This is a genomic window from Sinorhizobium sp. KGO-5, assembly GCF_036245905.1.
Taxonomy (GTDB): domain Bacteria; phylum Pseudomonadota; class Alphaproteobacteria; order Rhizobiales; family Rhizobiaceae; genus Sinorhizobium; species Sinorhizobium meliloti_A.
This window is the reverse complement of record NZ_BDIZ01000003.1, coordinates 313,529-338,742: the sequence shown is the minus strand read 5'-3', so window position 1 is coordinate 338,742 and position 25,214 is coordinate 313,529. Positions and strand designations below refer to the sequence as shown.

Annotated in this window: 29 protein-coding genes; 10 read left to right on the top strand and 19 right to left on the bottom strand. The window is 51.9% G+C overall.

Going from position 1 to position 25,214, the window contains the following annotated elements:
• The 16 genes from BHD07_RS15615 to BHD07_RS15540 all read right to left on the bottom strand — a co-directional run bounded on the left by BHD07_RS15615 (nt 1) and on the right by BHD07_RS15540 (nt 16,325).
• Entirely contained in the window at nt 1–2,157 is a 2,157-nt protein-coding gene (locus BHD07_RS15615) for a hypothetical protein (protein ID WP_338281450.1), read from the bottom strand.
• Nucleotide 2,158: 1 nt separating this feature from the next.
• Nucleotides 2,159–3,028 (bottom strand): hypothetical protein, encoded by an 870-nt coding sequence (locus BHD07_RS15610; RefSeq protein ID WP_338281448.1) that lies wholly within the window; start codon nt 3,026–3,028, stop codon nt 2,159–2,161.
• A 5-nt stretch (nt 3,029–3,033) separates the two neighbouring features.
• On the bottom strand, nt 3,034–4,398 hold the full coding sequence (locus BHD07_RS15605; RefSeq protein WP_338281447.1) for a hypothetical protein: 1,365 nt from the start codon (nt 4,396–4,398) through the stop codon (nt 3,034–3,036).
• Between the two features lies 1 nt (nt 4,399).
• Nucleotides 4,400–6,184: a hypothetical protein gene (locus BHD07_RS15600; RefSeq protein ID WP_338281445.1), complete on the bottom strand. Its 1,785-nt coding sequence runs from the start codon at nt 6,182–6,184 to the stop codon at nt 4,400–4,402.
• Nucleotides 6,184–6,576 (bottom strand): hypothetical protein, encoded by a 393-nt coding sequence (locus tag BHD07_RS15595; RefSeq protein WP_338281443.1) that lies wholly within the window; start codon nt 6,574–6,576, stop codon nt 6,184–6,186. The genes BHD07_RS15600 and BHD07_RS15595 overlap by 1 nt, the downstream gene beginning before the upstream one ends.
• A gap of 319 nt (nt 6,577–6,895) precedes the next feature.
• Entirely contained in the window at nt 6,896–8,413 is a 1,518-nt protein-coding gene (locus tag BHD07_RS15590; protein ID WP_338281441.1) for a hypothetical protein, read from the bottom strand.
• Nucleotides 8,404–8,982, bottom strand: coding sequence for a phage adaptor protein (locus BHD07_RS15585; protein WP_338281440.1), 579 nt, complete (start codon nt 8,980–8,982; stop codon nt 8,404–8,406). Before BHD07_RS15585 ends, BHD07_RS15590 begins: the two co-directional genes overlap by 10 nt.
• Before the next feature lie 2 nt (nt 8,983–8,984).
• Nucleotides 8,985–9,332, bottom strand: coding sequence for a hypothetical protein (locus BHD07_RS15580; protein ID WP_338281438.1), 348 nt, complete (start codon nt 9,330–9,332; stop codon nt 8,985–8,987).
• Nucleotides 9,333–9,484: 152 nt separating this feature from the next.
• Nucleotides 9,485–10,411: an SU10 major capsid protein gene (locus BHD07_RS15575; protein WP_338281436.1), complete on the bottom strand. Its 927-nt coding sequence runs from the start codon at nt 10,409–10,411 to the stop codon at nt 9,485–9,487.
• A gap of 45 nt (nt 10,412–10,456) precedes the next feature.
• Nucleotides 10,457–11,377 (bottom strand): hypothetical protein, encoded by a 921-nt coding sequence (locus BHD07_RS15570; protein WP_338281434.1) that lies wholly within the window; start codon nt 11,375–11,377, stop codon nt 10,457–10,459.
• Between the two features lie 73 nt (nt 11,378–11,450).
• On the bottom strand, nt 11,451–11,705 hold the full coding sequence (locus BHD07_RS15565) for a hypothetical protein (RefSeq protein WP_318940214.1): 255 nt from the start codon (nt 11,703–11,705) through the stop codon (nt 11,451–11,453).
• Nucleotides 11,702–13,747, bottom strand: coding sequence for a portal protein (locus BHD07_RS15560; protein ID WP_338281432.1), 2,046 nt, complete (start codon nt 13,745–13,747; stop codon nt 11,702–11,704). The genes BHD07_RS15565 and BHD07_RS15560 overlap by 4 nt, the downstream gene beginning before the upstream one ends.
• A gap of 51 nt (nt 13,748–13,798) precedes the next feature.
• Nucleotides 13,799–15,229, bottom strand: a complete 1,431-nt coding sequence (locus tag BHD07_RS15555; protein ID WP_338281430.1) for a hypothetical protein — start codon at nt 15,227–15,229, stop codon at nt 13,799–13,801.
• A gap of 29 nt (nt 15,230–15,258) precedes the next feature.
• On the bottom strand, nt 15,259–15,627 hold the full coding sequence (locus BHD07_RS15550; RefSeq protein WP_338281428.1) for a hypothetical protein: 369 nt from the start codon (nt 15,625–15,627) through the stop codon (nt 15,259–15,261).
• Nucleotides 15,620–16,102 (bottom strand): hypothetical protein, encoded by a 483-nt coding sequence (locus BHD07_RS15545; protein ID WP_127640840.1) that lies wholly within the window; start codon nt 16,100–16,102, stop codon nt 15,620–15,622. Before BHD07_RS15545 ends, BHD07_RS15550 begins: the two co-directional genes overlap by 8 nt.
• The gene (locus BHD07_RS15540) at nt 16,095–16,325 is read right to left on the bottom strand and encodes a hypothetical protein (protein ID WP_088198522.1); all 231 of its coding nucleotides are present in this window, start codon (nt 16,323–16,325) and stop codon (nt 16,095–16,097) included. Before BHD07_RS15540 ends, BHD07_RS15545 begins: the two co-directional genes overlap by 8 nt.
• Before the next feature lie 68 nt (nt 16,326–16,393).
• Between BHD07_RS15540 and BHD07_RS15535 the strand changes: the two genes are divergently transcribed.
• A complete protein-coding gene (locus BHD07_RS15535; protein ID WP_318940224.1) occupies nt 16,394–16,717 on the top strand; it encodes a hypothetical protein in 324 nt (107 codons plus the stop codon).
• 197 nt (nt 16,718–16,914) lie between these two features.
• On the opposite strand, the gene BHD07_RS15530 is transcribed toward BHD07_RS15535, so the two are convergent.
• The gene (locus BHD07_RS15530; RefSeq protein WP_338281421.1) at nt 16,915–17,568 is read right to left on the bottom strand and encodes a recombinase family protein; all 654 of its coding nucleotides are present in this window, start codon (nt 17,566–17,568) and stop codon (nt 16,915–16,917) included.
• Between the two features lie 358 nt (nt 17,569–17,926).
• Between BHD07_RS15530 and BHD07_RS15525 the strand changes: the two genes are divergently transcribed.
• From BHD07_RS15525 to BHD07_RS15500, 6 genes are all read left to right on the top strand, one after another.
• Complete coding sequence (locus tag BHD07_RS15525; RefSeq protein ID WP_338281419.1) at nt 17,927–18,109, top strand: hypothetical protein; 183 nt, start codon at nt 17,927–17,929, stop codon at nt 18,107–18,109.
• Between the two features lie 870 nt (nt 18,110–18,979).
• On the top strand, nt 18,980–21,328 hold the full coding sequence (locus BHD07_RS15520; protein ID WP_338281417.1) for a hypothetical protein: 2,349 nt from the start codon (nt 18,980–18,982) through the stop codon (nt 21,326–21,328).
• Between the two features lie 36 nt (nt 21,329–21,364).
• On the top strand, nt 21,365–22,009 hold the full coding sequence (locus tag BHD07_RS15515; protein ID WP_338281414.1) for a GIY-YIG nuclease family protein: 645 nt from the start codon (nt 21,365–21,367) through the stop codon (nt 22,007–22,009).
• A gap of 26 nt (nt 22,010–22,035) precedes the next feature.
• Complete coding sequence (locus tag BHD07_RS15510; RefSeq protein WP_338281413.1) at nt 22,036–22,506, top strand: hypothetical protein; 471 nt, start codon at nt 22,036–22,038, stop codon at nt 22,504–22,506.
• Between the two features lie 5 nt (nt 22,507–22,511).
• Entirely contained in the window at nt 22,512–22,730 is a 219-nt protein-coding gene (locus BHD07_RS15505) for an Acb2/Tad1 domain-containing protein (protein ID WP_338281411.1), read from the top strand.
• A gap of 50 nt (nt 22,731–22,780) precedes the next feature.
• On the top strand, nt 22,781–23,065 hold the full coding sequence (locus BHD07_RS15500) for a hypothetical protein (protein WP_338281409.1): 285 nt from the start codon (nt 22,781–22,783) through the stop codon (nt 23,063–23,065).
• 54 nt (nt 23,066–23,119) lie between these two features.
• On the opposite strand, the gene BHD07_RS15495 is transcribed toward BHD07_RS15500, so the two are convergent.
• Nucleotides 23,120–23,503, bottom strand: a complete 384-nt coding sequence (locus tag BHD07_RS15495; RefSeq protein ID WP_338281407.1) for a hypothetical protein — start codon at nt 23,501–23,503, stop codon at nt 23,120–23,122.
• Nucleotides 23,504–23,762: 259 nt separating this feature from the next.
• Here BHD07_RS15495 and BHD07_RS15490 point away from each other — a divergent pair, with 259 nt between their 5' ends.
• The 3 genes from BHD07_RS15490 to BHD07_RS15480 all read left to right on the top strand — a co-directional run bounded on the left by BHD07_RS15490 (nt 23,763) and on the right by BHD07_RS15480 (nt 24,548).
• Nucleotides 23,763–23,969, top strand: coding sequence for a hypothetical protein (locus tag BHD07_RS15490; RefSeq protein WP_338281405.1), 207 nt, complete (start codon nt 23,763–23,765; stop codon nt 23,967–23,969).
• A gap of 11 nt (nt 23,970–23,980) precedes the next feature.
• A complete protein-coding gene (locus tag BHD07_RS15485; protein WP_338281404.1) occupies nt 23,981–24,187 on the top strand; it encodes a hypothetical protein in 207 nt (68 codons plus the stop codon).
• An 82-nt stretch (nt 24,188–24,269) separates the two neighbouring features.
• Entirely contained in the window at nt 24,270–24,548 is a 279-nt protein-coding gene (locus BHD07_RS15480; RefSeq protein WP_318940240.1) for a hypothetical protein, read from the top strand.
• A 49-nt stretch (nt 24,549–24,597) separates the two neighbouring features.
• On the opposite strand, the gene BHD07_RS15475 is transcribed toward BHD07_RS15480, so the two are convergent.
• Nucleotides 24,598–25,023 (bottom strand): hypothetical protein, encoded by a 426-nt coding sequence (locus tag BHD07_RS15475; RefSeq protein ID WP_128171576.1) that lies wholly within the window; start codon nt 25,021–25,023, stop codon nt 24,598–24,600.
• Nucleotides 25,024–25,214: the final 191 nt, after the last annotated feature.

The window sequence follows — 25,214 nt, the reverse complement described above, 5'->3', positions numbered from 1 at the left end:
TTATTGATTTTCGTCTTCTTGGATTCCCAAGTCGCGCATGTAGCCATTGATGGCAGCAGCCGCCCGATTGCCAGCAGTATCGCGGATGCTGAAGAGCCTTTTCAGATGCGCTTTCATTCCGCCTTTTTGCATTTCTGCCTTCGGCACATTTGCCAACCAATTCACAAATTCGGGCGATGTGAGAAGGTGCGCTTTGTACTTGTTGTTTGCGATGCTGGCACCGGTCAACGCGACCTTACCCGCACCCGTCGCAAGACCGGTCATGATGTCGCCGCCGCTGAAAATGCCACCAAGGGCAGCAGCATAGAGGTTTTCTTTGCTGAGCGGATTCAACGAACCCATTGCGGTCATTTGGGAGGCTGTACCGGAGTGGTTCCGATATTTGCCGTAGCGCTTCATGTTGTCGGCAACACGCGCAACCCGCTCGACATTTTCGCGGTATTCCTGCATGTTTGTACCCTTGAACAGAACGTCCTTGGCTTCCTTGCTCAATTTCTTTTCGTCGTTCCAAACCTTCACAAATGCGCTTGGATCAAAAACCTCATTGCCTTCGACAACCTTCTTGCCAAGGCTTTCGATGAAGGAAGATGCGACGTTATCCCAAACCGCTTGCCCGTCTTCACCACGAACGATTGCGCGGCGAGCAACGGCAAGATTGTTCGAACCCTTGCCGACTTGACCAAATACGAGATTGCGGACCGTGTCCGGATTGGTGTTCGGATCAACCAACTTCGCGGCGATGCTGCCCTTGCCATATTGCTGAGCAAGAGCGCGATAGTTGTCGTTAGCCTTGCGCCATGCTTGCGCGGCTTCGTCACCAGACGAAAGAGCGACTTGTTCAAGGTCTCTGGTTAGAGCGTCATAGAAGCCATTCAGGCGTTGTCTCTGCGCGGGATCGGTAGAGGCGTCTTCCTTAACTCGACCGATGCGGGTTCGAAGCTCCTTCATATCATTGAAGTTCGCGCGACCAGCTTCGAAGTCTTTAAGAAGCGGTGTGGCTTCTTCAATGACGCGATCAATATTCCCGGAATGGTTCTGCTTGCCGACTTCGGACAGGCTTGCCTTTTCTGCCTGTAGATCGGCAACGTATTTCGCAGTGCTGTTGACCGAAGCAGGAGCGGTTACCTTTGCGCCGACTTCGTCATAAAGCTGATTGGATTCGTCGTAGGCAGCTTTCTTGACCGCTTGCGCTTGCTCCTTCAGGGCAGCGCCAATATCGGCATTGGTCATGTAAGGAGAACTGCCGCGCATGTTGGCAGTAGTCTCAAAAAACTTATTGCCGGTCGCGTCGAACGCGTCATTGATGCGCGACTGGATTTTCTCACCACCGATTGTGTTGATAAGACCATGCTCGATACGGGCTTGCCGCTCTGAACCGGTCACCATGCCGCCAGTAGGTTCGAAACCAATAGCGCGTGCGTCTTCAAGGCGTTGAACAGCCTTTTCCGGAGCATCTACGACTTTACCACCAGCAAGGGCATACTTGCCCAATTTGGCGGCGGGTCGAAGCAAGAGCGGTCCGACAGCTTCACCAGCAGCGCCCATAGCAAACGTAGTGGCACCATCCTTGACGCGTTCACCCGTGGTGCGTGTGTCGTCGTTGCCGAACAACCAATTGAGACCCATCTGTGTGGCTTCTCGACCAGCAACCGCGCCAGTGCCAGCACCAGCGACACCGCCCGTTATTGCGCCAGCACCCGTGCCGACGACCGGAACGGCTGAACCGACAAACCCACCGCCGATAGCGCCGCCACCAGCACCAAGAATAGCGCCGATGCCTTCGCCGATTTCGGGAGCGATGGACGACCAATCACCCGCATTGAAGGGCGACCAGTTCGGATTATTGTAGCGGCGAACAGCGCCATTCTGATCGGTGTAGATGAAGTTTTCGGGGTCGTTCGGATCAGGAATTGCGTCGGGATAATGCTTGCGAAGTGCGGCAAGACGGTCTTCACCCTTGGTGAGCGCGCCGACTTCAGCACGGATCAGGGCAGGGGCATCTTCCGATGAATCGACAAGATCGACGTTAGGACCGGAATTCGCAATCTGGTTCCACTCTTCATCGGTGACCGGAACCGCATTTGAAAACCATTCGTCATCCGATACGGGGATTGCGCCATTCAGCCAATCATTGTTCTTCTTATTATTTGGACCCATTTTAGACGAAATAACCCCCTAAACCGGAGAGTGCTCCTTTCCTTTTCTTTTTCGACATCGGCTGAAAGCTACTCAACATTTGGAGTTCGACCGGCGTAACGTTTCGGTTTCCCGAAGCAGCCCGTGCGGATGCCTGTATCTGGTTATTTATGGATTGATCGTTTTCAGTGATGGTCTTCGCAAAGTCGCCAAGACCGGCAAAGCCTTTATTGATGTCGTCAATTTCAGCGCCGAAAATCTTGTCGGGAACTTGGACGTTCGAACCCGTTAGCTTGTTGAATGCCTGAACCAAAATTCCGTTGTTGGATTTCGGCTCTTCGGGCTTCGGTTGCGGTTGCGCGCTCGCTTGTGCTTGCCCAAGAATGGGCATCTGTGGCGAAGCAGGTTCAGGCTTGTTGGCAGCAGCAACGACTTCGGCGACGACATCGGGTTTGCCACCGGCAGCGCCGTTGTATGCGGCACGAAGCCAATCGGGAGCGTTGTCGCCTTTACCACCAGCGCCCCAAACACCGGGGTTGCCCATACCGATGTGCATCGAACCCGCTTGCATGTAGCCATCACCAGCCCCAAAGCCGGTGACGCCAGCCTGTTTGCCGCGACGAACGATTTCTTCGAAGATCGGACGATCTTGTTCATTTGCCCAATCGAGCTTGCGACCGTCCTTGTAGAAGAAGGCGTCGGCAGCATGCCCATGGTCGTGGCGGGTAGAACCAACACGAGCACCGCCTTCGTCTTTCCCCGGCTGTCCACCGGAGAAGACTTCCATTTGAATTCCCAAGTCCTGAAGGTAGGCGAGCCGCTTGATAAGGTCTTCATCAAGCGGACGATTGCGGGTCGCGCCTTGGTTTCGATATGTGATGAAATTTGCCATTTCTATCAGTTCCCGACAGGTCTCTTGTATTTCTTGCCGTCCTTACCGATGAAATATTCCCACCCGCCACGGACGATATTCGCGCGACCGGTCTTCGGTGCGGTACTCGATACGGACGACGTTTCAGCCGGATCAGCGGCAGGGGCGGGCGTTTCGATGCCGGAAAGGAAGTAGCTCCGGTTCTGCTGGTTACCGTCAATGTCCGGGTAAACCGCATCGACCTTCGACTTGAACCGTTCGATTTTCGAGCGCTGAACCTTTTCCTGAATATCGAGAATTCGGGCGATAGACGTCGCGTCGAGTTCGATGGAACCACCAGCAGCCTTTTCCGCAAACGCACGGTCGGCATCAGACAAGTTCGCCGTACCAGCGGTGTCCTTGAGGATCGTCGCAACCAGCGGGGCGACTGCTGCGCGAAGGGTTTCAGTGTCGGTGATACTATCTGTGTCGCCAACGCCAAGCGCCGCCGCTGCCTTACGGGCAGCAAGGACGTAATCAGCGCCAAAACCAGTGGTCGCACCAGCAAGGGCCTGTCGGGCGTTTCCGATAGACGACAGGGCATTCTGTGCCGAGACGACGCTTTCACGATCAGTGTTCATCGCTTTCCAGACATCGCCGCTCTTCGGATCACCGATATTGACGACCGTCTGTTTGCTCTTGGCTTGTTGATCCTCGTAAGTGCGGAAGTCCGGGTTCTCGTTACCGTATTGGTAGTTCTTCGCATCAGCCGTGAGTTCGGCATTCTTGCCGATTGCTGAACCAAGACCCTTATGCCTTTCGGTTTCGAAGAGACCTTCACCGAAGCCGGGGGCAAGCTGGAAGCCGCTTTCGCCAATGATGAAGCCTTTTTCCGCACCGCTCTGCTGAAGCTGCTGAATCTGCTTCTGTGTGGCACGAGCCGACTCTTCGTCGCCGGTCGCAAGCTGCATCTTCTGTAAATCGTACAGCGCTTCGGGCGGATAGCCTCCCGGTCCGGGAGAACCCCACTTCTTGAAGAACTCTTCCTGAAGGTTCTGCCCAAGCGCGGATTGCTGCATCTTGAGCGCATTCGCCGATACAGCCGCACCCTTGTATGCCGCGTCTGCCGCATTAGTAAGGCTTTCATCGTAGCCGCCAACACCACCGGCAAGACCGGAACCGAGCACCGACAAGAGGTTTGTCGGCTTGTCGGACGGACCACCAGCAGCCATTGCCGAAGCACCGCCCATGATCAAGGCTTTGGACAGTGCTTCACGCTTGTCAGGGTCTTCCGGCAGGAATTGCGACAGGAAGTTTTGCGGCTTCGGGGAAACCACCGCCTCAAGAGCGTTAACCTGATCGGTCGGCTTCTTCTTTTTATTAGGGTTTAGGAAATCCCAAATGCCAGCCATATTAGGCAACCTCTTTAATCATTGCTTCGATGTTGACGTATTTAATGTCATCGATTTCAACGACAGTATCGCCGCCAATCTTCGCTTCAATTTCTTGAGCAATCGGACCAACGTGGCGTTCACCGGTCGGGTCGTCCTTGTAGGAAAAGCGGTACATTCCGACACGTTCACCGTTGATAGCGGGCATGTAACCAAGGAATTCATGAAAGACCTTCGTCCGTACATCGCAGAGCGAAAGGAGACCGGCAAGCGACGAAAGACCGCCAAGCACTTGACCTGTCGTGTTCGAATAAACCGGAGTCGTTGTGTTCGAATAGCCACCGCCGTTAAGCAGATTCGTGAAGTTCGCAATGTTCTGCATCGGAAGCTGCTGATCGTAATCCCATTTCGCAATTTCGGCGTTAAGAACGTCTTGAGCGCGCGTGTCACGAGCTTCGCCAACACCGGCAAGCTGCTGATAAGGCAGATATTGGTTGGCGTAGGTTTGACCAGCCATACCAGCCGCATTAAGCCGCTGATCGGCAACCGCGTTCTGCTGATTGTTGGCAGCGTTCGCGGCGTTCAATCGCTGGCTATTACCGCTAAGCATATTAGCAATCGAGTTCTGATAGTTGTTCGATGCGAGATTTGCGCCAGCCAACTGGAAATCACGGTTCGAATTAAGCGCATTCTGCCGTGCGGATTGCTGGCTATCCAGAATACCCGCATAGTTCGCGTTCGCGCCAAGCCTTGCCGCTTGCTGAGAGTCATAGGCACTCGACAGCGAGTTAGCCGCATTAAACCTTTGCGATTGTTGAGCGTCGGCGAGATTGCCGTACAGGGACGTGCCAGCCTGTCGCAACTGCTGCTGTTGTGCGTCCGTACCGGCAAGCGCTTGGTTAGCCTGAAGCCTGTTAGCAACATCTTGGTTAGCGAAGTTGCCGTATTGACCAGCGGCGGACAATTGGTTCGCCGTGTCCTGATTGTACTGGTTTCCGTACATATCGGTTGCCACCTTGGACATTTCGTTCGCGGCGACGGTTTCGGCGTTGTTCCGTTGGCGAGCATACGCACCCGATCCCATGCGACCCATGGCGGCTGCTTGGCTATCAATTCCCGGATTGGTGACGTTCTTCAGCTTTTCGGCAATGTTGTCCTGTTGCTGATTGACCATGCGGTCAAGGTACGGGTTGTTACCGATGTTCGCACCGGAAGCCGTGTTCTTCAGGAAGTCCATTGCGGGGTTGTTGCCTTGAGCAAGGCTGTTCGCCTGATTGGTCTGAAGACCAGCCGCCGCATTCGTGTAGCCGCCGTAACCTTGCGATTGTGCGAGCGCCGGATTCAGATAGTTCGCCATACCCTGAAACTGAGAAATGGCACCATTGCTGTAGTTCTGTAGACCAGCGGCAGTGCCAGCAGCACCATTGCTGTAGTTCTGCCCAACCGTCGAACCGTTCGCGATACCCTTGGCAATCGCATCAGTAGGATTGGTGCCGAAATTCATCTGTTGCTGAAGCTGAGACAGCGTCGAATTCGCTTGGGTATTTGTCCCTTGCGTCATTACTCCATTCACGGCATTGGTCGCGTTGGTGAGTGCCGACGTGTTACCATTTCTGGCAAGCGATTCAGTACCGGAAAGGGCGTCAAGCGTTGCGTTCGACTGATTGGCAACTGTGCTGCCTTCGAACTGCTTTGGCGCACCTGATTTAATTAGTTCATCGAATTTCTTGTAGTTTTCGAGAAGGTACGGCTTCGCCCCATCCCACGGCTCAACTTTGGTGGTACTTTCCTTTGGAGTGCTTGTCATTATAGCCTCTTAACGAGTTCTTTGTGTTCTTGCTCAAAGCCTTGGGCTTTAAGGATGTTATGAAATTCCTTGCGGGGAGTTCCCACCAGTTTTGTGAAGCCCTCGTGTTTGAGGAATTCACAGAATTGCTTTTGTGCCGCGATGATTTCCCGAAGAGCCTTGCCCTTCTCACCACCGATCAACAGAACATTGCCGATCAATGCACCGTCAATGCGGACCAGTTCCACGACAGATGCGGCATGATCCGTAGTGATCAAATGCCATGCTTCAGCGCGCAATTTGACGAGCAATTCAGCTTCATCAAAAGGACCGGGGGCAATCTCCAATGCCGAGAGAAGCCAACCACGAACCCTTGCGTATTCATCTTCGCTGAAACCGAACTGCTTGATCATACCGCAAACACCACGTAGTCAAATGTTCGGGTGGTGGTCGCGGACGCATGCGTAATAACGAATGTACCGGCGGAAATCGATGAGATATAAGCGTTCTCGGAAGCAGCCGCCGAAGTCCTTGGCTGAAGGAAAATCTTGCTTGTTGAAGCTACCTTCGGATTGCTAACCGTTGTCGTGGTTGTCGAGTTGGCAAGCGTCACCGTGCCGGTGTTATCAAACTGCCGGACGACGTCGTTCAATACTCGTGCTACTTGGCGGGAATCCGCATGATTATAAACGCTTTCCATTTGGTTCTATTTAGGGAAAATACGCGTTTGCCTTAGCGTTTTCCCGCTGGCTGAGCGTCAATTTTGAGCGAAGAAGCCTTCGTCCATTCACCAGAGATATTGATACGGAACCGCTGATATCGGGAGCGGGATCGGACATAGGCGAAGCCTGTTTCCGAGTTACATTCCTTCAATGAAGACCACGTCATATCTTCGTTCGGAAGCATTTTAGTGCCGACTTGAATTCGCGCGGTTCCGCCGCCGCCTTCAAAGATCGGACAAACCGCATTAACAATGGCTGTATCCGCGCCCGTTTCGTTTGGGATGTTGTCCGTTATCTGGATTTCGCGCGTTTCAATTGATGCTTCCATTGTAGGACCACCGAATGAATAGACCGCTCCGGTAGCGTTCATGCCCCACAACATGTTTTGACCACCTGCCCAAATGGGATCGTCAAACGAAGCAGGGACGTTGTCGATCGATACGAAGGCGTCCAACTGATCGATGGTCCACGGCAAACTAACGCTGTTGAAAAGGAAAGCCGTTGAAGATTCTGCTGTCGTCCATTCGCCAGTGACGTAGTTGAATATAAGCACCTTGTCTGGCGTACCAGAGACAGCGTCCTTGGACGCGAATTGCCAATAGATCAGCGTTCGGCGCGGATCGGCGGCAACCGTCATCAATTTCGCTTGGCTTAGGTCGGCAGTGTCGAGGAACCAAGAGTCGATTTTACCGATACCAATCGGGGTCAAATTGCCTTGTTCAAGCTTGTAGAAACCATCATCGGACAGGAAATAGTGTTTGCCTTCTACGGTGATAATGGATTCGGGAACAGAGCAACCTTTGCCAACGACTCGGTCCGTGAATTGGAAGACATACGGTGCGCCGACGAACGACATTTGAACGATGCCACGCTGAAGGATCACATAGCAACTGTCATCAGTCACAATGCCTTGGATTGCTCCAAACCCATGTACATCGTTGAAATCAGCCATGGTTGCCGCTGAAAATGTCCAGTCGGAAGGCAATTCCAGTCCGGACCAGCGAACACGATATGGAACACCGCCGTCTATCGCATCCCACGTATTTCCGATAATGACAAAGCCCTTATGTGTGGCGATGTGTCTGCCTTTCACCAACGTCGTGAGGTTGGCAAATTGCGTGTCAACATTCATGTCGATGTACTGAACTTCGTCCGAGTAGTTGGTTCCAATACTAAGAGAACCGAACTCTACGAATTCCCAAGATTCGCTATCAGTCGTGCTGTATCCACCAACGCGGCTGATGTTGGTCCATTGCCGGTCTGCCGGATTGAGCTTGTAGAGCTTGGTCGCGTTCGCCCCGTAGACCTTCGCGTTGCCGTTCTGGTCCTGCCCGATTGCGGAACCAAGCGGACGGCTGTCCATTGCCGTATTGCTGTAGAGAGAGGCGGACTTGAGCGGAAACAGCGTCACCGCACCAGCACCGGCACCAAGACCGGGGCTACAGTTGTGCGCCTTGACGAGACCGGGATTGTTAAGGGCGGGAAGATCGGGCGTGAAGCTCGTGAACGGGATGTCGATTACTGCCAAGTCCGAGACTCCCAAATGATGGGGCCGGTGTGGCGTCCGCGACGGTCATCTTCGGCAAGAATGGAGAGTTCTTCCTTCAGGGCGGCATCTTCGATAGCAACGCCTTCAGGGTCTTTCAGCCAACGGAACGACTCTTTGAGCACTGCCCGAAGATAGATGTTCGGGAAGCGGTCAAACAGCCAATTGGATCGGATGTCAGTAAGAGCCGGGAACGATGTCCAATAGGCAATGCTTACTTGGTCGTCTACTTCACCCGATGCGCTTGGAACGAAGGTGAGGCTTTGACCAACTCGGTAATAGCCAACCTGCCCGTCAAAAATGTCCGAATTGGCGGGAGCAATCGGTTTGTACGTCTGTCCACTTTCTCCGGTGATCGCACGCATTTCCAGAAAATCGGACGGCAGTTCGGCGACACTATCGACAACGAAAAGCGTTTCAGTTTTTTCAGAAAGATAATGCTTGGCAATCGGGCGAAGCGTAGCTTCAGCAAGCCGAATCATCGTCGTTACCGGGATGTCGTCGCGGATCGTGTAGGAAGTGATTGTTTCAAGAAGCTCATCATAAGTCATGATTAGAGCCTCCAATCATTGGTGCGGAATTTACTGAAATCGGCATCGTTCAGGCGACGGCGGATAGCTTCCCGGTCGTCGGTAATGCCCTGTCGTGCCCACTCGTGATAGAGACCAATAGGAACGCTTGCGACCTTGACCATTTCGCCGCGCGAACCGCTCTTATTGAACGCGTTTGCCTCACGCTGGTTTTGATCGAATAGCGCCTGAAGAATGTCGCTGTTGTATTCCGTGGTGAAATACATTTTGTCGCCGTCACGAGTGATCCAAACGCGATATTCCGGCGTTTCTTCCCAAAGAATGGTGCCGTGCGTGAGCAAATCGCCCGCTGTCAAATTGAGGTTGTCCATTAATTCCCCATTATGTTTTTGATGTATTTAGGGGAATGGCGCGCGCCGAAGCGGTGAAAAGCGCGCAAAAGAAAAGAGGCTCCGAAGAGCCTCCTTCAAATGACCTTGTGCCTTTTATTATTGATTCTTATCGGCTCTAAGGTCTTATCTCATTAGCCGTTAAGATCAGCGATCTTTGCGTTACCGGCTTCGTTCAGGCACTCAAGGGTGAGTTCGGCAACAAGCTGGTACTTGGACGAGTCGCCGGTCTTGGCGAGTTCGTTCTTCTTGATGCTACGAAGGACAGCCTGATTCCAAAGGTCGGGGTCGAAGGCGATTACAGTCGTGCTCGACATGAAGCGGTGCGGCAGGATGTCATAAACACCGAAGTCACCGTCATAGATGTCAACACCGGCAGAAACCGTCTTCTTGTCAGCCAACTGCTGCTTGGTCGCGCCACCAGTGAAGGTGCCGATCTTCGCCTTAAGCGACGGGGGAGCAATGACCTTCGTCACGTTGCCGCCTTCGTCATAGGCACCCTGAAGGGCTTCTTGGAACATTGCTTCGGTGAAGGGACGACCCGTACCGGGCGTTACAGCGCCGACAGCACCACCGGAGTAGCCAGCGGTAGCACCATCAGTGCCGTGAAGGGCGTTGGTAGCGATCCAAGCTTCAGCACCGCCGAGCTTGCGCGTACCGGCAGATACGGACGGGTTAGCCGAAACAAGAGCGGCTTCGATGTCGCGCTTGATTTCCTTGCCAGCCTTCATGAGTTGGCGAGCGAGTTCCGACTTCGCACCAGCGGTGTTCGTGGCTTCGAACGTGTCGGAAACCTGAACGGACTTGGTGAAAATCTGAGCCTGATTCGAGAGACGAACCGGAACGGACAGCGTAGCATCGGCAGCATCAGCACCTTCAGCAGCAGCGTTGTCCTTGTTGGCAGCAGCAAGTTCGTCCTGAAGCCATTCGTGCGTCTTCTGTGTAGCTTTGGTCTTGCCAATAGCAGAGATAAACGGGGTTTCTTCCGGCGAAATCATCGAAATGATGTTGCCAAGGTCTTCACGGACGTTAGTTGCGTTAGTAGTGGTAAGCGTAGGCATGGGTTTTAAAACCTCTTTTAGTTAGAACGGTGCTCTTTCTGAGCGTTAAAGCAAACGGGAAATGAGTGCGATTGCGTCATTCCCACTACGGGTTTTGTTGAATTTGTTGAAGTCACGGGTATAAGCATCACTTGTCTTAGCAGACGTGTTCTTCTGCGAAATGACAGGCTTTTGCTCCATCTTTGCGACGACTTCCGGAATTGCTTTCTGTGTTCGAAGCATCTTCTGAAAATCGTAAATCAAGCTAATAACGCGATCATCATGCAAGTCGTTGACGTCTTCTTGAGTGAAACCGTAACTCGACAAGAGTTCCGACATTTCGCCAAGTGCGTTCGTTGCCGTGGATCGGTCCCGAAGTTCCGGGTACTTCTCCAAAAGACGCTTTTGCGATTCCTGAAGCGCAATCTGACGCTGTTCCTTTTCGTAGGCGTCGGCTTGCTGCTTAAGAGCCTGTTCAGCTTCGTACATCTGGCGTACGGCAGCTTCACGCTTGCCCCAAATGAACTGCTGTCGCTGAAATTCAGCCGGATCATTCTCAACGAGATAATCCCAATCAGGCTGTTCCATTTGTCGGAATTCGATAGCCATTTGCTGCTTCAGCGCTTCAATTCCTTGAAGGGCCTCCATTCGCAACTGGTTTTTATCGAACTGCGCTTCTTGGTAAACCTTACGCTGTTCGGCGAGTTCTTGCGTCTTACGAGTGTAATCAGCTTGTCTCATCATCCGATTGCGGACTTCCGAAAGCGGGAGTCGTTCCCCGTCAATTTCGAAAACCGGTTCGTCGGTATCTGATGGTGTCTCGGAAGCGTTTTCATCCGCATCCGGTTCTTCAACATGTTCGTCTGCTTGTTCCGAATTATCAGAGGCTTCCGGCATGTCCAGTGTGGCTTCGAATTGAGCCAAAATGTCTTCATTGCTAAGTGTAGCAGTCTCCATTTCGGAGTTGTTGCTAAGTTCGTCTTCCATCTATTTATAAAATTCCTAAGCTTAAAATTGGTTGTTGAGCAAAAAAAGATGACGGATAAGGATATTTCTGCTTTTATTCTTCAGAAATTTCTTCCTTACGGGCCTCAAAGATTGCCAGTTCGATATATTTAGCAATTCGATCATTTACGAGTTTGAAGCCGTGCGACAGCGCATGAACGTTCGATAGCTTCTCATTGTCGCCAATGCTCACCGCCTTGAATGACGCAAATATGTCGTCTTCAATGCTACTCATAATCAGCTTGAAATCTTCGTTTTCCTGAAGGCGTTTCGCGGCTTTGGCTTTATCGATTACAGTTACGTTTTTCATTGGATATTCCCCATCGGGTCGCGCGGCATGCGCTGTTCAAGCTTCAGCCGTTCGACTTCGACTTGTGCGGCGTATTTGGCTTCTATCTCTGCTTTCTTCAGTTCAAGGTCTTGCGCCATCTGATCGCGCTCGAAATCCTGTTGAGCGCCAAGTTTCGTCATCTGGAATTCACGGTCGGCTTGGTCCTGTTGCGCCTTCAGTTGCGCCTTCACCTTCTCCATTTCGATCAATCCGGCGTTCGGATCGACGGGCGGCGGGGGCGGTGGCGGGGGCGGCAGGGTAGACGGATCAGTGAAGAACATGCTCGTGTTCTTGAATCCGGCTGTTTCGGCAAGCTTCTGATGTGTCGCATAGACTTGCTGCTGCGAGACGATAGGCGAACCGGCTTGCATCAGTTGCATTTGGTGGTTCAGGATGTTCGTAAGCTGAGCGGCTGACTGGTCACGGCTCATCACCCCGAAGGCGACGGACGTTGCCACGTCATAATCAGTGCTGAATTCGTCCAGCGGAATGGCTTGGTTCGTCAACCGGGAAGTCAGTTCGGCGGCTTCTTCCGGGTTCTGAATGAGTAGATCGACAACGATCTTGACGAGATACTTATAGCCAGTGTCGGCAAAAAAACGGCTGATCATCTCGATAAGAAGCTGAGACGCGTTCGAACGAAGGTTTGCGGCAGTAGCGGACGTGCGTTGAAAGTCTTCCGCGTTCACACCGATCATGGTCGGACCAGTGCCGGTGGAGAATTCCAAGGACTGCGAAAGCTGGTCGATTACCGGGATTGCATCGGCACCAACGAACGGAACGGCGTTAAATGAGATTCCTTCACTAACACTGCCGCTTGTGACGCGGACCACTTTGCCCGCATGCGGGCTAAGCAGGTCGTCAATGTTCACATTGTCCTGATTGACGATCTTAATCGGGTTCACATGTTCGCTAAGATTGTCGAGCACGTTGCGGTACATCCGCGTAATCAAAATGTGATCGTCGGCAAGCCTGTCCGCAACGCCAAGCGAAAACAGTGTGTCGGCGATGGGGAAGGGGGTGAAAGCCGCATAAGGGTAGAAGCGGCTAACTTCGGTGTAATCGAGCAATACAGGGCTGCTTTCGATATCTCCACCGATTGTCAGACGATAGTGCCGAGCCTTCTTGTCCTTGCCAATCTTGGCTTTCGTGTAGACCGTAAAGACTTCGACATCATCAGGACCAACACCGCGTTCACCGGCAAGGTCTTTTGAGCGCTCAAGAGCAATTCCGTCCGTTTTGTCGGATGCAGCCGGAAGAGCGTTGACCTTCTCTGCATCGAAACCCATTTCCAAAAGATCGCCCTTGGAAATCAGCTTGCGGTGCCCCTGAATCTTAGCGGCGATACCGCCCGTTTCGGGGTCGAAGGACGCTTCCTTACTAATCAGAAAGTCCTCGGGGCGAACAGACAAGATGCTGAAGCACGGAACGCGCTTGACGGTGCGAATCTTGATATCGCGTGTCTCGATAATGCCCATAGGTCCGGGTTGCGTCTGCGCCTTTCCAACTTCTTCGATGATGATTTGACCGGCCTCTTCCTGTTGGTTCAGGGCGACCAGCATTTCGTTGGGAACGTTCTTCAGAACACGGGGAAGGGACTCTTCGGTGTGCGTCTCGAATTCGGCGGTGATGACGCCAAGACCAGTAAGAAGACCATTCTGAATCCACGGCTGAAGATAAGCACCGTGGCTGTTCTTCGTCTTCAGAATCCAGTTGACGACTTGGGTTTGCTGGCGAGCAATCGCTTCGTCTTCCGGACCAACACCGCAAAATTCAACGACGTTTTCCGGAGCATCGAAAATTCGGATAAGCTGCCCGGAAAGCCAGTCAACATGCTGCTGGACCTTTGGACTAACCCACTTCGATTTGCCCTTTAGCTTTTCATCATCTAGAAGGGCTTCCCTCTTGTAGTGTTTAAGCGCTTGCTCCTGCTTGTTGGCGATGTGGCTGTTCGACCAAGTGACCGCGCTTTTGAGTTGCGGCGTAATCGTCCTTAGAATGGCTTCTTCTTCGTTAGTCATAAACTGTCTCTGCTGAGAGGAATTTACGACTATTTAGGGAAATTAACACGTTCACTCGTAACACCGAAGCCAGTCGTATTCGATTGGCTTTGACCAGTTGAATTTGCTGGCATAACGCGTTTTCGAAACCGAGAACGTCAAAGCAAGAGCGTCGAAATGGTCGGGAGAACGTCCAATCCGCTTCTTGGTTGCTTTCTTTTCTTCAATTTTGATTTTGCCGCTGGTGTCGTCGTACTGGACGGACGCAAGTTCTTCGATCAGCTTCGCTTCATTTGGAATCGAGACATTTTCCGATGCGAACCAATCGCGGGTTTCCCAATAAATTTGATCCTTGAATGAGACGTATTTTTCGGGGTTCCGTGTCGGTTTGCCTTTGTAAACCGCGTTATAGGTCGGAAGTCCCCAATCTCTGAGATTTGACCAAACGCCATTACCCAAGCCCGTTCCATCAACCGCTATGACAGCCGGTCGAAGGTGCTTCGGTGTCTGCTGGTAAAGGTCTCTAACCTTCTCTGAGAGTTGTGTGGGGTTAAGTCCCTGCCACTGCTTGAATTCAAGCACCTTGTTATCGTGCCTGATTGCGAGCACGGACGAGTCCTTACCAGCGGATGCCGGATCGAGACCCCAAAGGATCGGGACGTTGTCGGCGGGAATGGCATCTTCGTTGAGAACAGCCGCATCGATCAATTCGCGTGGAATAAGCCCGTCCACGTCGGTCAATGGGAAATCGCCTTCGATCATCACGCGATAGTCACGCGACGTCGGACCGCCAAACGATTTGGCTGTCTCTTCAAAGGTCTCCGGATCGTAATTCGGACTATCCCAAAAGGTGCCGTGGACATGCGTCCAGATGGACGAAAGGTCGGGGTCGCACCAAGTACGCCAGAAGTAGCCGGACGCACGGGAAGGGTTGGAAATTATGCAGAGCTTAGGATTGGGGTCGGCGAAGATACCGCCAAGACCTTCGATGAAAACTTCATCGTCAACACCGGTCGACTCGTCCACAAACACGAAGTTGTTGCGCATGTGGATACCGCGAATGGACGAAACGTTGTCCTTGCTGGCAAGACGGTATTCGCCGAAGCACGAGGCGGGATTTCGTTTGTGAGCAATGCGGGTCGCGGCAATGTCAAAGGCTTTGTTGAAGGGCGAAGCCATTCGGTCATGGAACTTCAGAATTTCCTTCCATGAAGTCGCTTTCAGGTTCGGTTCCGAAGGACCAAGGATGGAGACCTGGACTTCCTCATGGCAGATGAGTGCCCACCAAAAGCAAACCGCCAGAACGAACGTTTTGCCGAAACCAGTACCGCCCTTGAAGGTAATGCGGCGCTTGGTCCGGAATGCTTCGCAAAACTCTTTCTGCTTCGGGCTGAGAGTGGAGTTAAAAACCTGCTTCACGAAAACTTCCATGTCTTCGCGATAGAGGGCGATTAGCGCGGCAAGTTCTTCGGATTCTTTACGTTTGTTTTCTGTAGTGGACATGCCGGTATTTAGAGAACCGGGTTTCTCCGCTACTTGTCGTCGCTATCCTTGTTGAACACCCGCAACAGAAACGAACCGATATCGTCCTTCAGTTTCCCCGGATTGTTCGCGTAGTCCTTACCGATCGCGATTAGAGCTTCAGCCAACGACATGCCAACGACACCGAGCAAGAAGCCGATTGCGCCCCCAATCTGTGGCGCTGTCACTGCGAACAACATGATTACGAAGGGTGTAAGAAACGCTGCGCACAAGGCACCGACAGCACCAGCTATCATTCGTTCCCAAATCGAACCATTCTTGTTTACCAGAGCGCGAATGATGCCCCCTGCCAATCCAGCGACAAGGTGACTTGGCTGGACGCCAATGGCAGCGAGCCAAGCGGCAATAGTGCTAAACATCCGAGTCATCCTCAATAACCTTTGGTTTCGGAGTGACATCGATCAGTTTGGATGTTGCCATGCGCTGCGCTTCAAGCAGCATCGCGCCGATATCGTGCGTGTGGTTGACTTCCACCTTCTGTTCAGTCGGTGCCTTCGCCATCGTCATTTCAGCAACCCACATAGCCGCTTTCATGCGTTCCTTGGCGGGAATCGTGTCATCAAACGCCATGTTGTACAGAAGTTCAGCGACGTCCTGAGACTTACCGGCAAGCCATTCCTTTGTTTCTTTGGGAGTAGCCACGCGACCACCGGTCTTTTCGCGTCCCTTCTGGAAACCGATCTTCTTCAGGTGCTCTTGCCATTCAGGCGATTGCTTCCGTTCGCGCTCTTGATCGGTAACAGTGCGTTTGCGCCGCCCCTTCTTGCGCGGCAGTTCCGGAATTACGTCCAGCTTGATTTCATTGCCGGTCTCATTATCGATTTCGTCACTCAACGACTCGTCCTCCGATTAGCGTAAGAAAAACTTCCGCGTCTTCATCGGTCGCAAAATCGATGATGAAATGAGAGGCATCAATTTGTATGTCGAATGGCTCACTGATAAGCGGGCGAATTGGACGGGTGAACTTGCGGATCACCCACGCGTCAAAATCGTTGTCGTCACGCGCCTTTTGCATTTCGGCTTTGTAGCCATTTGGGAATTCAAATTTGATTTTCACGCTTGCTTTTCTCTGCGAATTAGTTTTTCCCTTATTTAGGAACGGAAGCCCTTTGAAAGGAAAATGGAATGGCATCGGAATTCCTTGAATACGCGGCGAATTACGAATTGAAGACGAGTGATGAGATTAACGCGTTCGTGACTGCTTTGGTGAAGCAGAAAGAGGCGTTCGCGAACAGCGAGTTCAACAACCGCTCTTGGGTCAAGAAGGATGGCGCTGGTTACTTGGTAAAGCTTGGAAAGCTCGAAAAGACCTATCGCCTTCCTGATAAAGCGGACGTTGAAATTTTTCTCGATAAGGCAGCGGACGCCGCACGCGGGAATGATGTAGAGTTCCGCGAGCTAATCGAGGCAGCATACAAGAAGGCATCGCAGCCGAAGGCGAAGCGTTGACGCACGCCGACCCTGCGGGCTAACAGCTAAGAGTCCACCAGCGAATGCCGTGCGATTGAAGGCTGTTCTTCGGAGCAGCCTTTTCGTTTGGTCCGGATTTTTCAAAATTCTTAAAAATTTTGCGCGTGACCATATAAGGAAGTAGGGGCGCACAAGGGGGTAGGGCCACCCTATACCGCCCCCCCAATCGCCTTCGTTCAGGCGCGTGCGATCACTCGCTTGACGCTGGTCGCTGTCCACTGTCCGCCTCGTGGCGATTGCTTGCCCGCATCGTTCAGTGCGTCGGCGATAGCCTGTAGTGTTTCGCCCGCATCCCGGAGCTTCTGAACCAACGGCAGCACCGAAGCAGCGAACCTATCCGCCTTAGCCTTGGCTGCTTCATTGCGCTTCATGGTCTTATCGCGCATGCCGCCGAGCTTCACGCCACGTGCCTTTGCCGCCTGAAGCGCTGCCTTCGTCCGGGTGCTGATGAAATCGCGCTCTTGCTCTGCCAAGGCGGCATAGATGTGGAGAGAAAACTTATCGGCATGCGGCATCGACGCAACGCGAAGCTTAACCTTCGGATCGTCCATAATGGTAGCGATGAACGACACCTTACGAGACAGCCTGTCCAGCTTGGCTACGAGCAATTCAGCGCCAGTCTTGCGGGCAAGGGCAAGCGCTTCGATCAGTTGCGGGCGATCATCGTCGCCACCCGATTGGATGTCTTTGAATTCGCCGATTATCTCGTATGGAACTTCGGAATATTGCTCAAGGTAAAGCGAGATATCGCGCGTCTGTGCCTCAAGACCAAGACCGCTCTTGCCTTGTTCGGCTGTCGAAACTCGGATGTAGGTAATGTACTGCTTCATGGAAAATGTACTCCTGTTAAAGCAGTATTTAGCATCCACAACAGTTGAATGTCAAATGGCAACAGACGTTGTGCGTGATAAATGAAGGAATAGGAAGGTTGCGGCGATCTGCCGGTCACAACCTTGCTGCCTGTCGCCTGTGGATCAGTCGGACAACGGGCAAAACCCATCGCCGAATAGGGCACCATGCGAAATGTTTCACAAAAACACTGGTCACTTGAGAACGGACGCCGTTAGCTGTCTGTAGGTTCGACAACAGCAGGAGCGACAAAAACACCGGTCAACGCCAAACCGATTTAGGAATTCCGCGCGATTCAAGTATTTTCATATGCAACCGAAGTTAAGACAGGAGAGACGATTGCCAAAGACCAGTTTGAAAATTCCCGAACAACTGAAGCTGAAATTTCGCGGCTACGAGTCCGATGCGGTAGGGCGCTTCTCCGTCGTCTGTAGCGTCGTGCTCGCCGTGCTGCGGACGGTCGTGTTTGCCACGCTGCTGTTGTTCGGACACACGGTTGTCCAAGCGGCAGGGCTGTTGTGATCAGGCGGGTTTTGGAGAGTTTCCGGGCGGTCACGCGGCGGGGGCGCCCGTAATGTGATCAACAGCAGAAGTATTTGTATATACAAGTTCATATTTTGCTCATATGTTACACTATTACATGGCAAATCGAGAACGTTGCTGATGGCTATGGATTGGCTGGCTTCGTCTTCGCGCGTCGTTCCTCGCGCTCAGTGTAACAGGTGCTTGGATGATGTGTTGGACAAGGGCTTCGCGCGAGTCTGTTATTGATAGTCTAAGAGAAGTATTACTTTGATTCATTATTCAGTCGATTTTTATATGCAACGTTTTTCTAAAGACAGACCATCTATAGAGAATCGCTGCGCTTAAAAATCGACTCAAATATGCCTCTCTTAGACTCATAGTAACAGACTCCCGTCTCGTGATCCCGAATTAGGTGTACTGAACAGACCTGTTACACTGAGCGACGAAGGAGCGAAGACGAAGCCAGTCGAAATTCGGAATCAAATGAAGTTAATTCGTCTACGGAATTTCACTTTGTGCTTGAAAGTACTATGGAAAAATTATAAAATTCGAAACACGGTTCAAGAGACATATTGTGTCGGGTACATCCACCTGAGCCGAAAATAAATCAAGACATCGTCAATTTTTTTGAAATAACGCACGTTTTTGTGTGTCTCTGTAGGTGTCGAGATTACTATATACTACAGTTGATGCAAAGTCCGGGCAAATGACTCTGTTATCAACGGGTCATTGTTGAACGGCTTTGCATCGAGTTTCCTGATAAAATAGTACGTGAAAGAAGTCTATTGAAAGGTCTCTGTGTTCCTGCCCGGACAGCACAGAGACCTTTTTCATTTGTACTTTAACTTTTTCACGGAAACTCGATTAATGAAGCAGAAAATTTTTCTTATGGATGCCGGTGTAGCGAGAGGCAAGACACATCAGATTGTTGAGCACCTTGCCACGACAGACACCAAAGCCATCATCGGCACGCAACAGCACAAACTCTCCCTCGAAATTAAAGAACGGCTTATCGTCAATGGCGCGAGCGAAGACGAAATTTTGGTCATCTCGACCAAGACAGACAAGAAATGCCGGGCAAAGTTCCGCACGGCTGTCGCTTCCGGAAAGTACCGTATCATCTTCGCCGATCATTCGGTTGTGCTTGGTAGATATCCCGGCACCGAACAATACGACCTCTTTATTGACGAGGTTCCGACCATCGAAAAGACTGTTCGGTTTAAGAAGATGCCCAAGCGGATACAGGAAGTGATGAACATCCTGTTTGATCACCAGATCACGGCGGAAAGCAGCTATTACGAGCTTCGTTTGACACCGCAAGTCGCCTTGGAAATCGAAGCGATCTTGAAGGAGTACCGCAACGAAGACGAAGACTCGGTCATTTCCTACAACAAGAAGTTTATCAATCTTTGCTACGCAATCACCAGCAGTCAGGATGTTCGTGTTGAAGTCCGGGCATCGGAAATCCTTCAGTGGAAGGCTGGTGAGACCCCGTACGTCACCTTCTATCAGTCGTTTAAGCCGTCGATCATTTCGGGATACCGATCCGCGACCATCGCCGCTGCTAACATCCACAATGCTGATTTCTTTCATCAGTGGCAGGACGTGGCAGATTTTGAGGACCATCCGCTTTGCGAGAATCTTCGCAAGGATGTTTCCGAACTGAAGTCCCATCTGATCAAGATTTGGTTCCTGTCGGAAGAGCATGGCACTTTGTACAGGCTGAACCAACTCGGTTATCAATATTTCCTCGATTGTGTGGCTGATGCGGTTGCCGCCCATCCGGAACTCGGTAATGCGCCTTACATCTTCTGTACCCGCAAGGCGGACGAAAACGGCGATCCCTATCATTGGAAATATGAAGGCAAAGGTCTTCCCGGCATCCGCCTCCCTTCCAATGTGAAGGGTATCGACGGATTCAAGCACATCAACATTGCTTTACACCTTGCCCCGGTAAATCCGCCCCCGGCGATCTTCAATCACAAGCGTGACCGTTATGGGCAGACAAGCGAAGACGTGAAGGAGTCGATCCCTTACGAAGGACAGTACCAGTTCATGGCGCGCACCAGCATTCGTGACTATGCGAGCGATGCAGAGGTACATTGTGTTGTCTTGGATCGTGCCGCCGCGAACGCGCTTCAGCGGAAGTTTAAATGCGCCGACCCCAAGCCGCTTGATATCGGCATTCCTGAGTTGTGGGGAGTTCAGGTCGAAGCCGCGACATCTACCGAACGGTCAAAGAACAGCCGCGCGCGTGCGAAAGCCATTCGAGACGACCACGCGCTTACCGAGCAATACGACGGCTTCAAGATCATTCATTGGGAGAAGAAGGAATCCAAGTTCCTCCGGCAAAACCCAATGGACTGGTGGAAGCTCACTTCGAAGTGCGAGGAAGACGCGAACAATCTGGTCCTGCCAGCGAACGCACCCCGCCCGCAATTCAGGGAAGGCGATCTAAGCGACCTCAATAACCACAAGCTCAAGGGAAACATCAAATCCACAAAGCTTGCGATCCTCGATATTGACGAAGCGAGGTTGCCGCCCAAGCCGCTATCTGATTTCCTTTACGATTGTGGTTGGTCTCATTTCATCTATGCGTCACGCTCCAACACGGCGGACCTTTACAGCTTTCGCGTTGTCATTGGACTTTCCGAAGCAGTCAATGCCGAAAATTACAGGCGCATTATCGAGTTGGTGGTTGCTGACATTGCCACCTATTTTGAACTGGATAAGCGCCCGAAAGACTATCCCATCGACCGAAGCAAATTGTCTATCAATTCCCGGTTCTTTAGCCCTACCGTTCCTGATAGCGGACATGGTTTCTTCATCAAACGCCACATTATGTCTGGTGGTATGGCTTTCGAAGCCAAGTTTCTTGACGTGAAATGGTTCCTTAGCCGTAATCAGGTCTTCGACCCTGAAGCAGCCGCAACATTTGAGAATGCCCCGGCACCAAAGGCTACTGCCGAACGACTGGACCCCGAAACTGTCCTTGCCAAATGGGAAACGAAGCCCGGAGAAGGCAAGGGGAATGAGCATCTGTTTCGATGTGCCATCGAACTGAAGAAGAACGGCTGGACTGAATATGAGACCAACGCATTCCTGTCCACGGCATGCGAGCGCAATCGTTTTGGTGAAGGCACCGACCGTGACGCTAAAACGACTGTAAGAAACGTATACGCATGGAAGGGGAACCGCTCCCCTTCGGCGGTTTAATCAGTAATTCAAACTTTCATTTGAGCACGAAAGGACATGAACGACAAATATAGCAACGGATCACCACTACCCGGCGTCTACTCCATCATCTGTACCAAGACAGGAACCCAATACGTGGGTTCCTCTGAAAACATGCTGAACCGCTTCAATGCGCACTTTACACAACTTGCGGAAGGCAAGCACTGTAATCACCGCATGCAGGGCCTCTACGACAAGTATGGGAGAGGGGTCTTCCGCGTTCGTCTACTTGCCGAAATCGAAGACATTGACGAGCGATTTGATGTCGAACAGCGATATATCGACAGCGGGGCCTACACGCTGAATATCTCGAAATCGGCGCGATGTCTTCGCACTCCAAAGAGCAAGCCAAAAGCAGTCAAGAACCATCGACCTTCCCCGGTCAAAGGTAAAGTGCTGCCAAAGCGAGCCGAAGGCATCTATCGCACACCATGGGGAAAATTCAGCGATCCGAAGAAAGCCGCAACCGCCTGTCCCGTCCTTTTCATGTCAGACAAATGGGTACGCTTGGCGTGTGAGCTTTCACATGAACAAATCGATGCGGGGGCCTACAAGCATTCCGCATATCTTCAAACCACCTACAATGAAACCATGATCGGTCGCACATATGCGGAAATCGGATTTGGTTTCGAACCGGCATCCTCAAAAGCGTTAGAACAATAAATAAAATCAGTTCCGGTGCTGAAAGGGTGGACATCATCCAATGCGGCACACCCCGCGATCAGCGCCGGAACACATTCATTTTCAAAACAGGAGAAATTACAAACATGGATAATCAAAATAACACCAACAGCACCCTTCTTAAAATGGCGAAGCTTGCATGCGCCGTGATGAAAGATAAAGACTCTCCGTTTCATCTTCGCCGGGAAGCATCCGAAGCCCTTATTGAGTTTGATGTTTGCGACCTGATTTTCACGAAGGAAGCCAAGGCGACAATTTCTGCCCTTAATGGCCTCATGAAGCTTTCCGCAACTGAAACCCCGAAACCCACTGCCGAAGAACTGTTCGATAAGCTGGCGAAGACGATTGATGAAATCGTTGCCTTGGCTAACACCAGCGGTTACAGCGAAACCGTTCACTCGCACATCAAAGCATTCGTTGACCGGCAACATGATGAAGCAAAGCATGCGCGGTTCGTCCGTCGTTTGAACCGGAAGTGATCGTCATGAACAGCACCGACGATAACCGCACCACCAACAACGTCATGCGCCATGAATACCGCGTTCTTTCCGATGCGGAGAAGGCAAGCATGAAAGCGATCAAGGACAAGGGCGCTGAACTGCTTGATCTGATCGAAGGGCAGGGCGCAAGCCGCGAACTGTCCATTGCCCGGACGAAGACCGAAGAAGCGGTCATGTGGGCAGTGAAGCACATCACGAAGTGAAATCGCTAAATACCGCGTAAATCAATTATCAAACAGGAGAAATTTCAAAAATGAATAAAGAGACTACCAAAGCGGAAATCTATGCGACCCTTACGAAGATGGCAGAAGCGAGCGGCTTGAAAAACACGAGCATGTTTTTCATCGATCCTTCGACACTGCCGGAAGCCGCCAAGCCCGCTACCGTCACCGAAGCCGAGTTGTTCAATGAAGCGCTGTCGTCGCTTCGGGAAATCGTGCGCGACGAGGCTATAGCCAATCCGGTTCGGCTTGAGGCTATTCGCTTCCAGCTTAAGAATTCCTACCACCTTTCCGAAGAAGCAAAGCGCGTCGAGTAATCCCACACCAGACATAGCACGAACGAAAGAACCCGCCACTTCGGCGGGTTTCGTTTATCTGGCGGTAGCATTCCGTATCGCGTCGAGAGACCGCCGAAATTCGTCATTGACGCGCTTTTCCAGTTCTCCCGGCTCACCAGTACCCGACGTCAAATCAAGCGCTTCTATCGCGCTCCATTCGTCCACGAATGCGGCTTCTGTTGCGGTCATCCGATCAGACAAGAATTTGTTGGCGTTGGCGAGCGCTTCGGCATCCTTCACCATCTGTTCAATCGTCTTGGTCTGCTGATCGACGGCAAGTGTCAGCGTTGTGTTTCGCTGTTCAAGAGCGGCTATTTCAGCAAGGGTAATCCGCCTGTACAGGAGGAAGCCGCCCGATGTGGCGACCAGTGCGAGAATAAGCGCGAGGATGATGTACAGGTTGAACTGATTGAGCATCTACTATGTATGCGCGGATGCCGAAATTTTCCCTGAGATAAACGCGCACTTTTATTGAGCGCTACCATACCGAGACACCATCCGGCACATTTAACGCAAATTCGCGAAATCAGCCGTCCGCAACGCCTTGTATCTCAGGGTGTTCAGCGTGGCATTTTCAAAAGATTGAAATGAATGTGCCGCTTCAATCACTATACGGTAAGTCGATTCGCCGCTATTTCTGCGAGTAGATCGGCAGTCATCCGCTTTGGGGGAACAGATGTCCATAAAAATTTGGATTGCGGCGCTTCTATTTGGGGCCTTCGTTTGGTTTGTCGGGGAAAGCGCCGGTCCGGTGATTGCTGCCGCCTTCGTCGGGGCGGTTGGTGTTGCCAACTCATTCCACCATGAGCGCAAGGCGGCAGAGCTTGATAAGCGCTTGGAAGACCTGTCGTGGCGGTTACGTCACGTGATGAAGGAAGAATAGGGGCTAACCATATGAAAGAAATATGGAGAATGGCTTTTGTCTCGCTCATTATGGGCTTGACTTGGTTCGTGTGCGAGTACGGTTCGGTGACATATGGTGTCGTGCTTGTGGCGGGACTGGTCGCGCTATTGGAACGAAGTCTCAAAGACCGGCTGGACGATATAGGCAAGGCGCTGGAAATGCATAGTCGGAACGTCTTCCCGGAACTCTGGAATTGAAGCGCGTTTGTAGGATTCGACAACTTCCAATCGCCGCACCCGGACGTTAACTTCGCTCGTGGTTCTGAAGGAGGTTTCGCCCATGCAAGAAGTAAGCTTGTACGCCTATCAGATTTCACCGCCGAATGATCATTTGCTCTACTTTGGGGAAACGCTTGAGGAATGCCAAGCCGCCGCGTTGGAGGAACGTCGAGAAATAAAAGAGAGTGAACCCGACGACGAGCTACAAGCCATGGCAATCTACCGGTGTTCGGTGAGGATACCCGATCAGCAAACGTTGCTTCGCATTCTGAACGAAGAAACAAGCCCCATTGAAGCTTGCGTGGTTGAGCGCAAATTGGTTGCGCTGGTCACGGAATAAACAAAAGCCCCCGAACCGGGAGCTTATCATGTTCGCTGATCATGCCACGTCAAACGGTCGGTTGGTTCCCCGTCTCGAAATCAGGCGCTTGCTTCCCATCCTTCCGAATCCACGTGATGACGAATGATCCGGCGAAAATAGCGCCGAACCAACCGTACATGATCGCATCACCGGCAGGGTTGTTCAGAAACCAGAGCGCTGGACCCCATCCCGCAATGCCCAAGAACATCGTTAGATAGAATGAGACGATGGTTCCCGCGACCGCATAGGCGAACGCGTAGCCAATTGCGACGGCAAGCCGCTTAAAGAAGTCCTCCCATCGGAAATAGGCGAGTACGGCTAAACCGCCGATCTGTACGACCAGCCATAGCGCCGCCAGACCGACAGCCATCAACAGGACGCCAGTGTATCCTAAAAGCTGAACCGCGAACCAAGCGGTTCCTAATAGAAAGAAAAGCGGTACGAGTGTGCGCATGTCTGGTTCTCCCTGTTTCAATCAAATAGTGCCAATTCATTCGCAATTTCCCGACGCATTTTGATGTGCGCCATTGCTGTTTTTATGCGTCCTTCACGTTTCAGGTCGCTGATTATGTCGTCGTATAGTTCGAAAAAGTCGGCTCGTGCCTTTTGGTCAATTGCCAGTCTGTCGAACGTGTAACGTGGTTC

What these genes read in the sequence shown, in the direction of transcription:
- BHD07_RS15615 (WP_338281450.1), bottom strand. Translation starts at nt 2,157, where the DNA reads ATGGGTCCAAATAATAAGAAGAACAATGATTGGCTGAATGGCGCAATC.
- BHD07_RS15610 (WP_338281448.1), bottom strand. Translation starts at nt 3,028, where the DNA reads ATGGCAAATTTCATCACATATCGAAACCAAGGCGCGACCCGCAATCGT.
- BHD07_RS15605 (WP_338281447.1), bottom strand. Translation starts at nt 4,398, where the DNA reads ATGGCTGGCATTTGGGATTTCCTAAACCCTAATAAAAAGAAGAAGCCG.
- BHD07_RS15600 (WP_338281445.1), bottom strand. Translation starts at nt 6,184, where the DNA reads ATGACAAGCACTCCAAAGGAAAGTACCACCAAAGTTGAGCCGTGGGAT.
- BHD07_RS15595 (WP_338281443.1), bottom strand. Translation starts at nt 6,576, where the DNA reads ATGATCAAGCAGTTCGGTTTCAGCGAAGATGAATACGCAAGGGTTCGT.
- BHD07_RS15585 (WP_338281440.1), bottom strand. Translation starts at nt 8,982, where the DNA reads ATGACTTATGATGAGCTTCTTGAAACAATCACTTCCTACACGATCCGC.
- BHD07_RS15580 (WP_338281438.1), bottom strand. Translation starts at nt 9,332, where the DNA reads ATGGACAACCTCAATTTGACAGCGGGCGATTTGCTCACGCACGGCACC.
- BHD07_RS15575 (WP_338281436.1), bottom strand. Translation starts at nt 10,411, where the DNA reads ATGCCTACGCTTACCACTACTAACGCAACTAACGTCCGTGAAGACCTT.
- BHD07_RS15570 (WP_338281434.1), bottom strand. Translation starts at nt 11,377, where the DNA reads ATGGAAGACGAACTTAGCAACAACTCCGAAATGGAGACTGCTACACTT.
- BHD07_RS15565 (WP_318940214.1), bottom strand. Translation starts at nt 11,705, where the DNA reads ATGAAAAACGTAACTGTAATCGATAAAGCCAAAGCCGCGAAACGCCTT.
- BHD07_RS15560 (WP_338281432.1), bottom strand. Translation starts at nt 13,747, where the DNA reads ATGACTAACGAAGAAGAAGCCATTCTAAGGACGATTACGCCGCAACTC.
- BHD07_RS15555 (WP_338281430.1), bottom strand. Translation starts at nt 15,229, where the DNA reads ATGTCCACTACAGAAAACAAACGTAAAGAATCCGAAGAACTTGCCGCG.
- BHD07_RS15550 (WP_338281428.1), bottom strand. Translation starts at nt 15,627, where the DNA reads ATGTTTAGCACTATTGCCGCTTGGCTCGCTGCCATTGGCGTCCAGCCA.
- BHD07_RS15535 (WP_318940224.1), top strand. Translation starts at nt 16,394, where the DNA reads ATGGCATCGGAATTCCTTGAATACGCGGCGAATTACGAATTGAAGACG.
- BHD07_RS15530 (WP_338281421.1), bottom strand. Translation starts at nt 17,568, where the DNA reads ATGAAGCAGTACATTACCTACATCCGAGTTTCGACAGCCGAACAAGGC.
- BHD07_RS15520 (WP_338281417.1), top strand. Translation starts at nt 18,980, where the DNA reads ATGAAGCAGAAAATTTTTCTTATGGATGCCGGTGTAGCGAGAGGCAAG.
- BHD07_RS15515 (WP_338281414.1), top strand. Translation starts at nt 21,365, where the DNA reads ATGAACGACAAATATAGCAACGGATCACCACTACCCGGCGTCTACTCC.
- BHD07_RS15505 (WP_338281411.1), top strand. Translation starts at nt 22,512, where the DNA reads ATGAACAGCACCGACGATAACCGCACCACCAACAACGTCATGCGCCAT.
- BHD07_RS15500 (WP_338281409.1), top strand. Translation starts at nt 22,781, where the DNA reads ATGAATAAAGAGACTACCAAAGCGGAAATCTATGCGACCCTTACGAAG.
- BHD07_RS15495 (WP_338281407.1), bottom strand. Translation starts at nt 23,503, where the DNA reads ATGCTCAATCAGTTCAACCTGTACATCATCCTCGCGCTTATTCTCGCA.
- BHD07_RS15490 (WP_338281405.1), top strand. Translation starts at nt 23,763, where the DNA reads ATGTCCATAAAAATTTGGATTGCGGCGCTTCTATTTGGGGCCTTCGTT.
- BHD07_RS15485 (WP_338281404.1), top strand. Translation starts at nt 23,981, where the DNA reads ATGAAAGAAATATGGAGAATGGCTTTTGTCTCGCTCATTATGGGCTTG.
- BHD07_RS15480 (WP_318940240.1), top strand. Translation starts at nt 24,270, where the DNA reads ATGCAAGAAGTAAGCTTGTACGCCTATCAGATTTCACCGCCGAATGAT.
- BHD07_RS15475 (WP_128171576.1), bottom strand. Translation starts at nt 25,023, where the DNA reads ATGCGCACACTCGTACCGCTTTTCTTTCTATTAGGAACCGCTTGGTTC.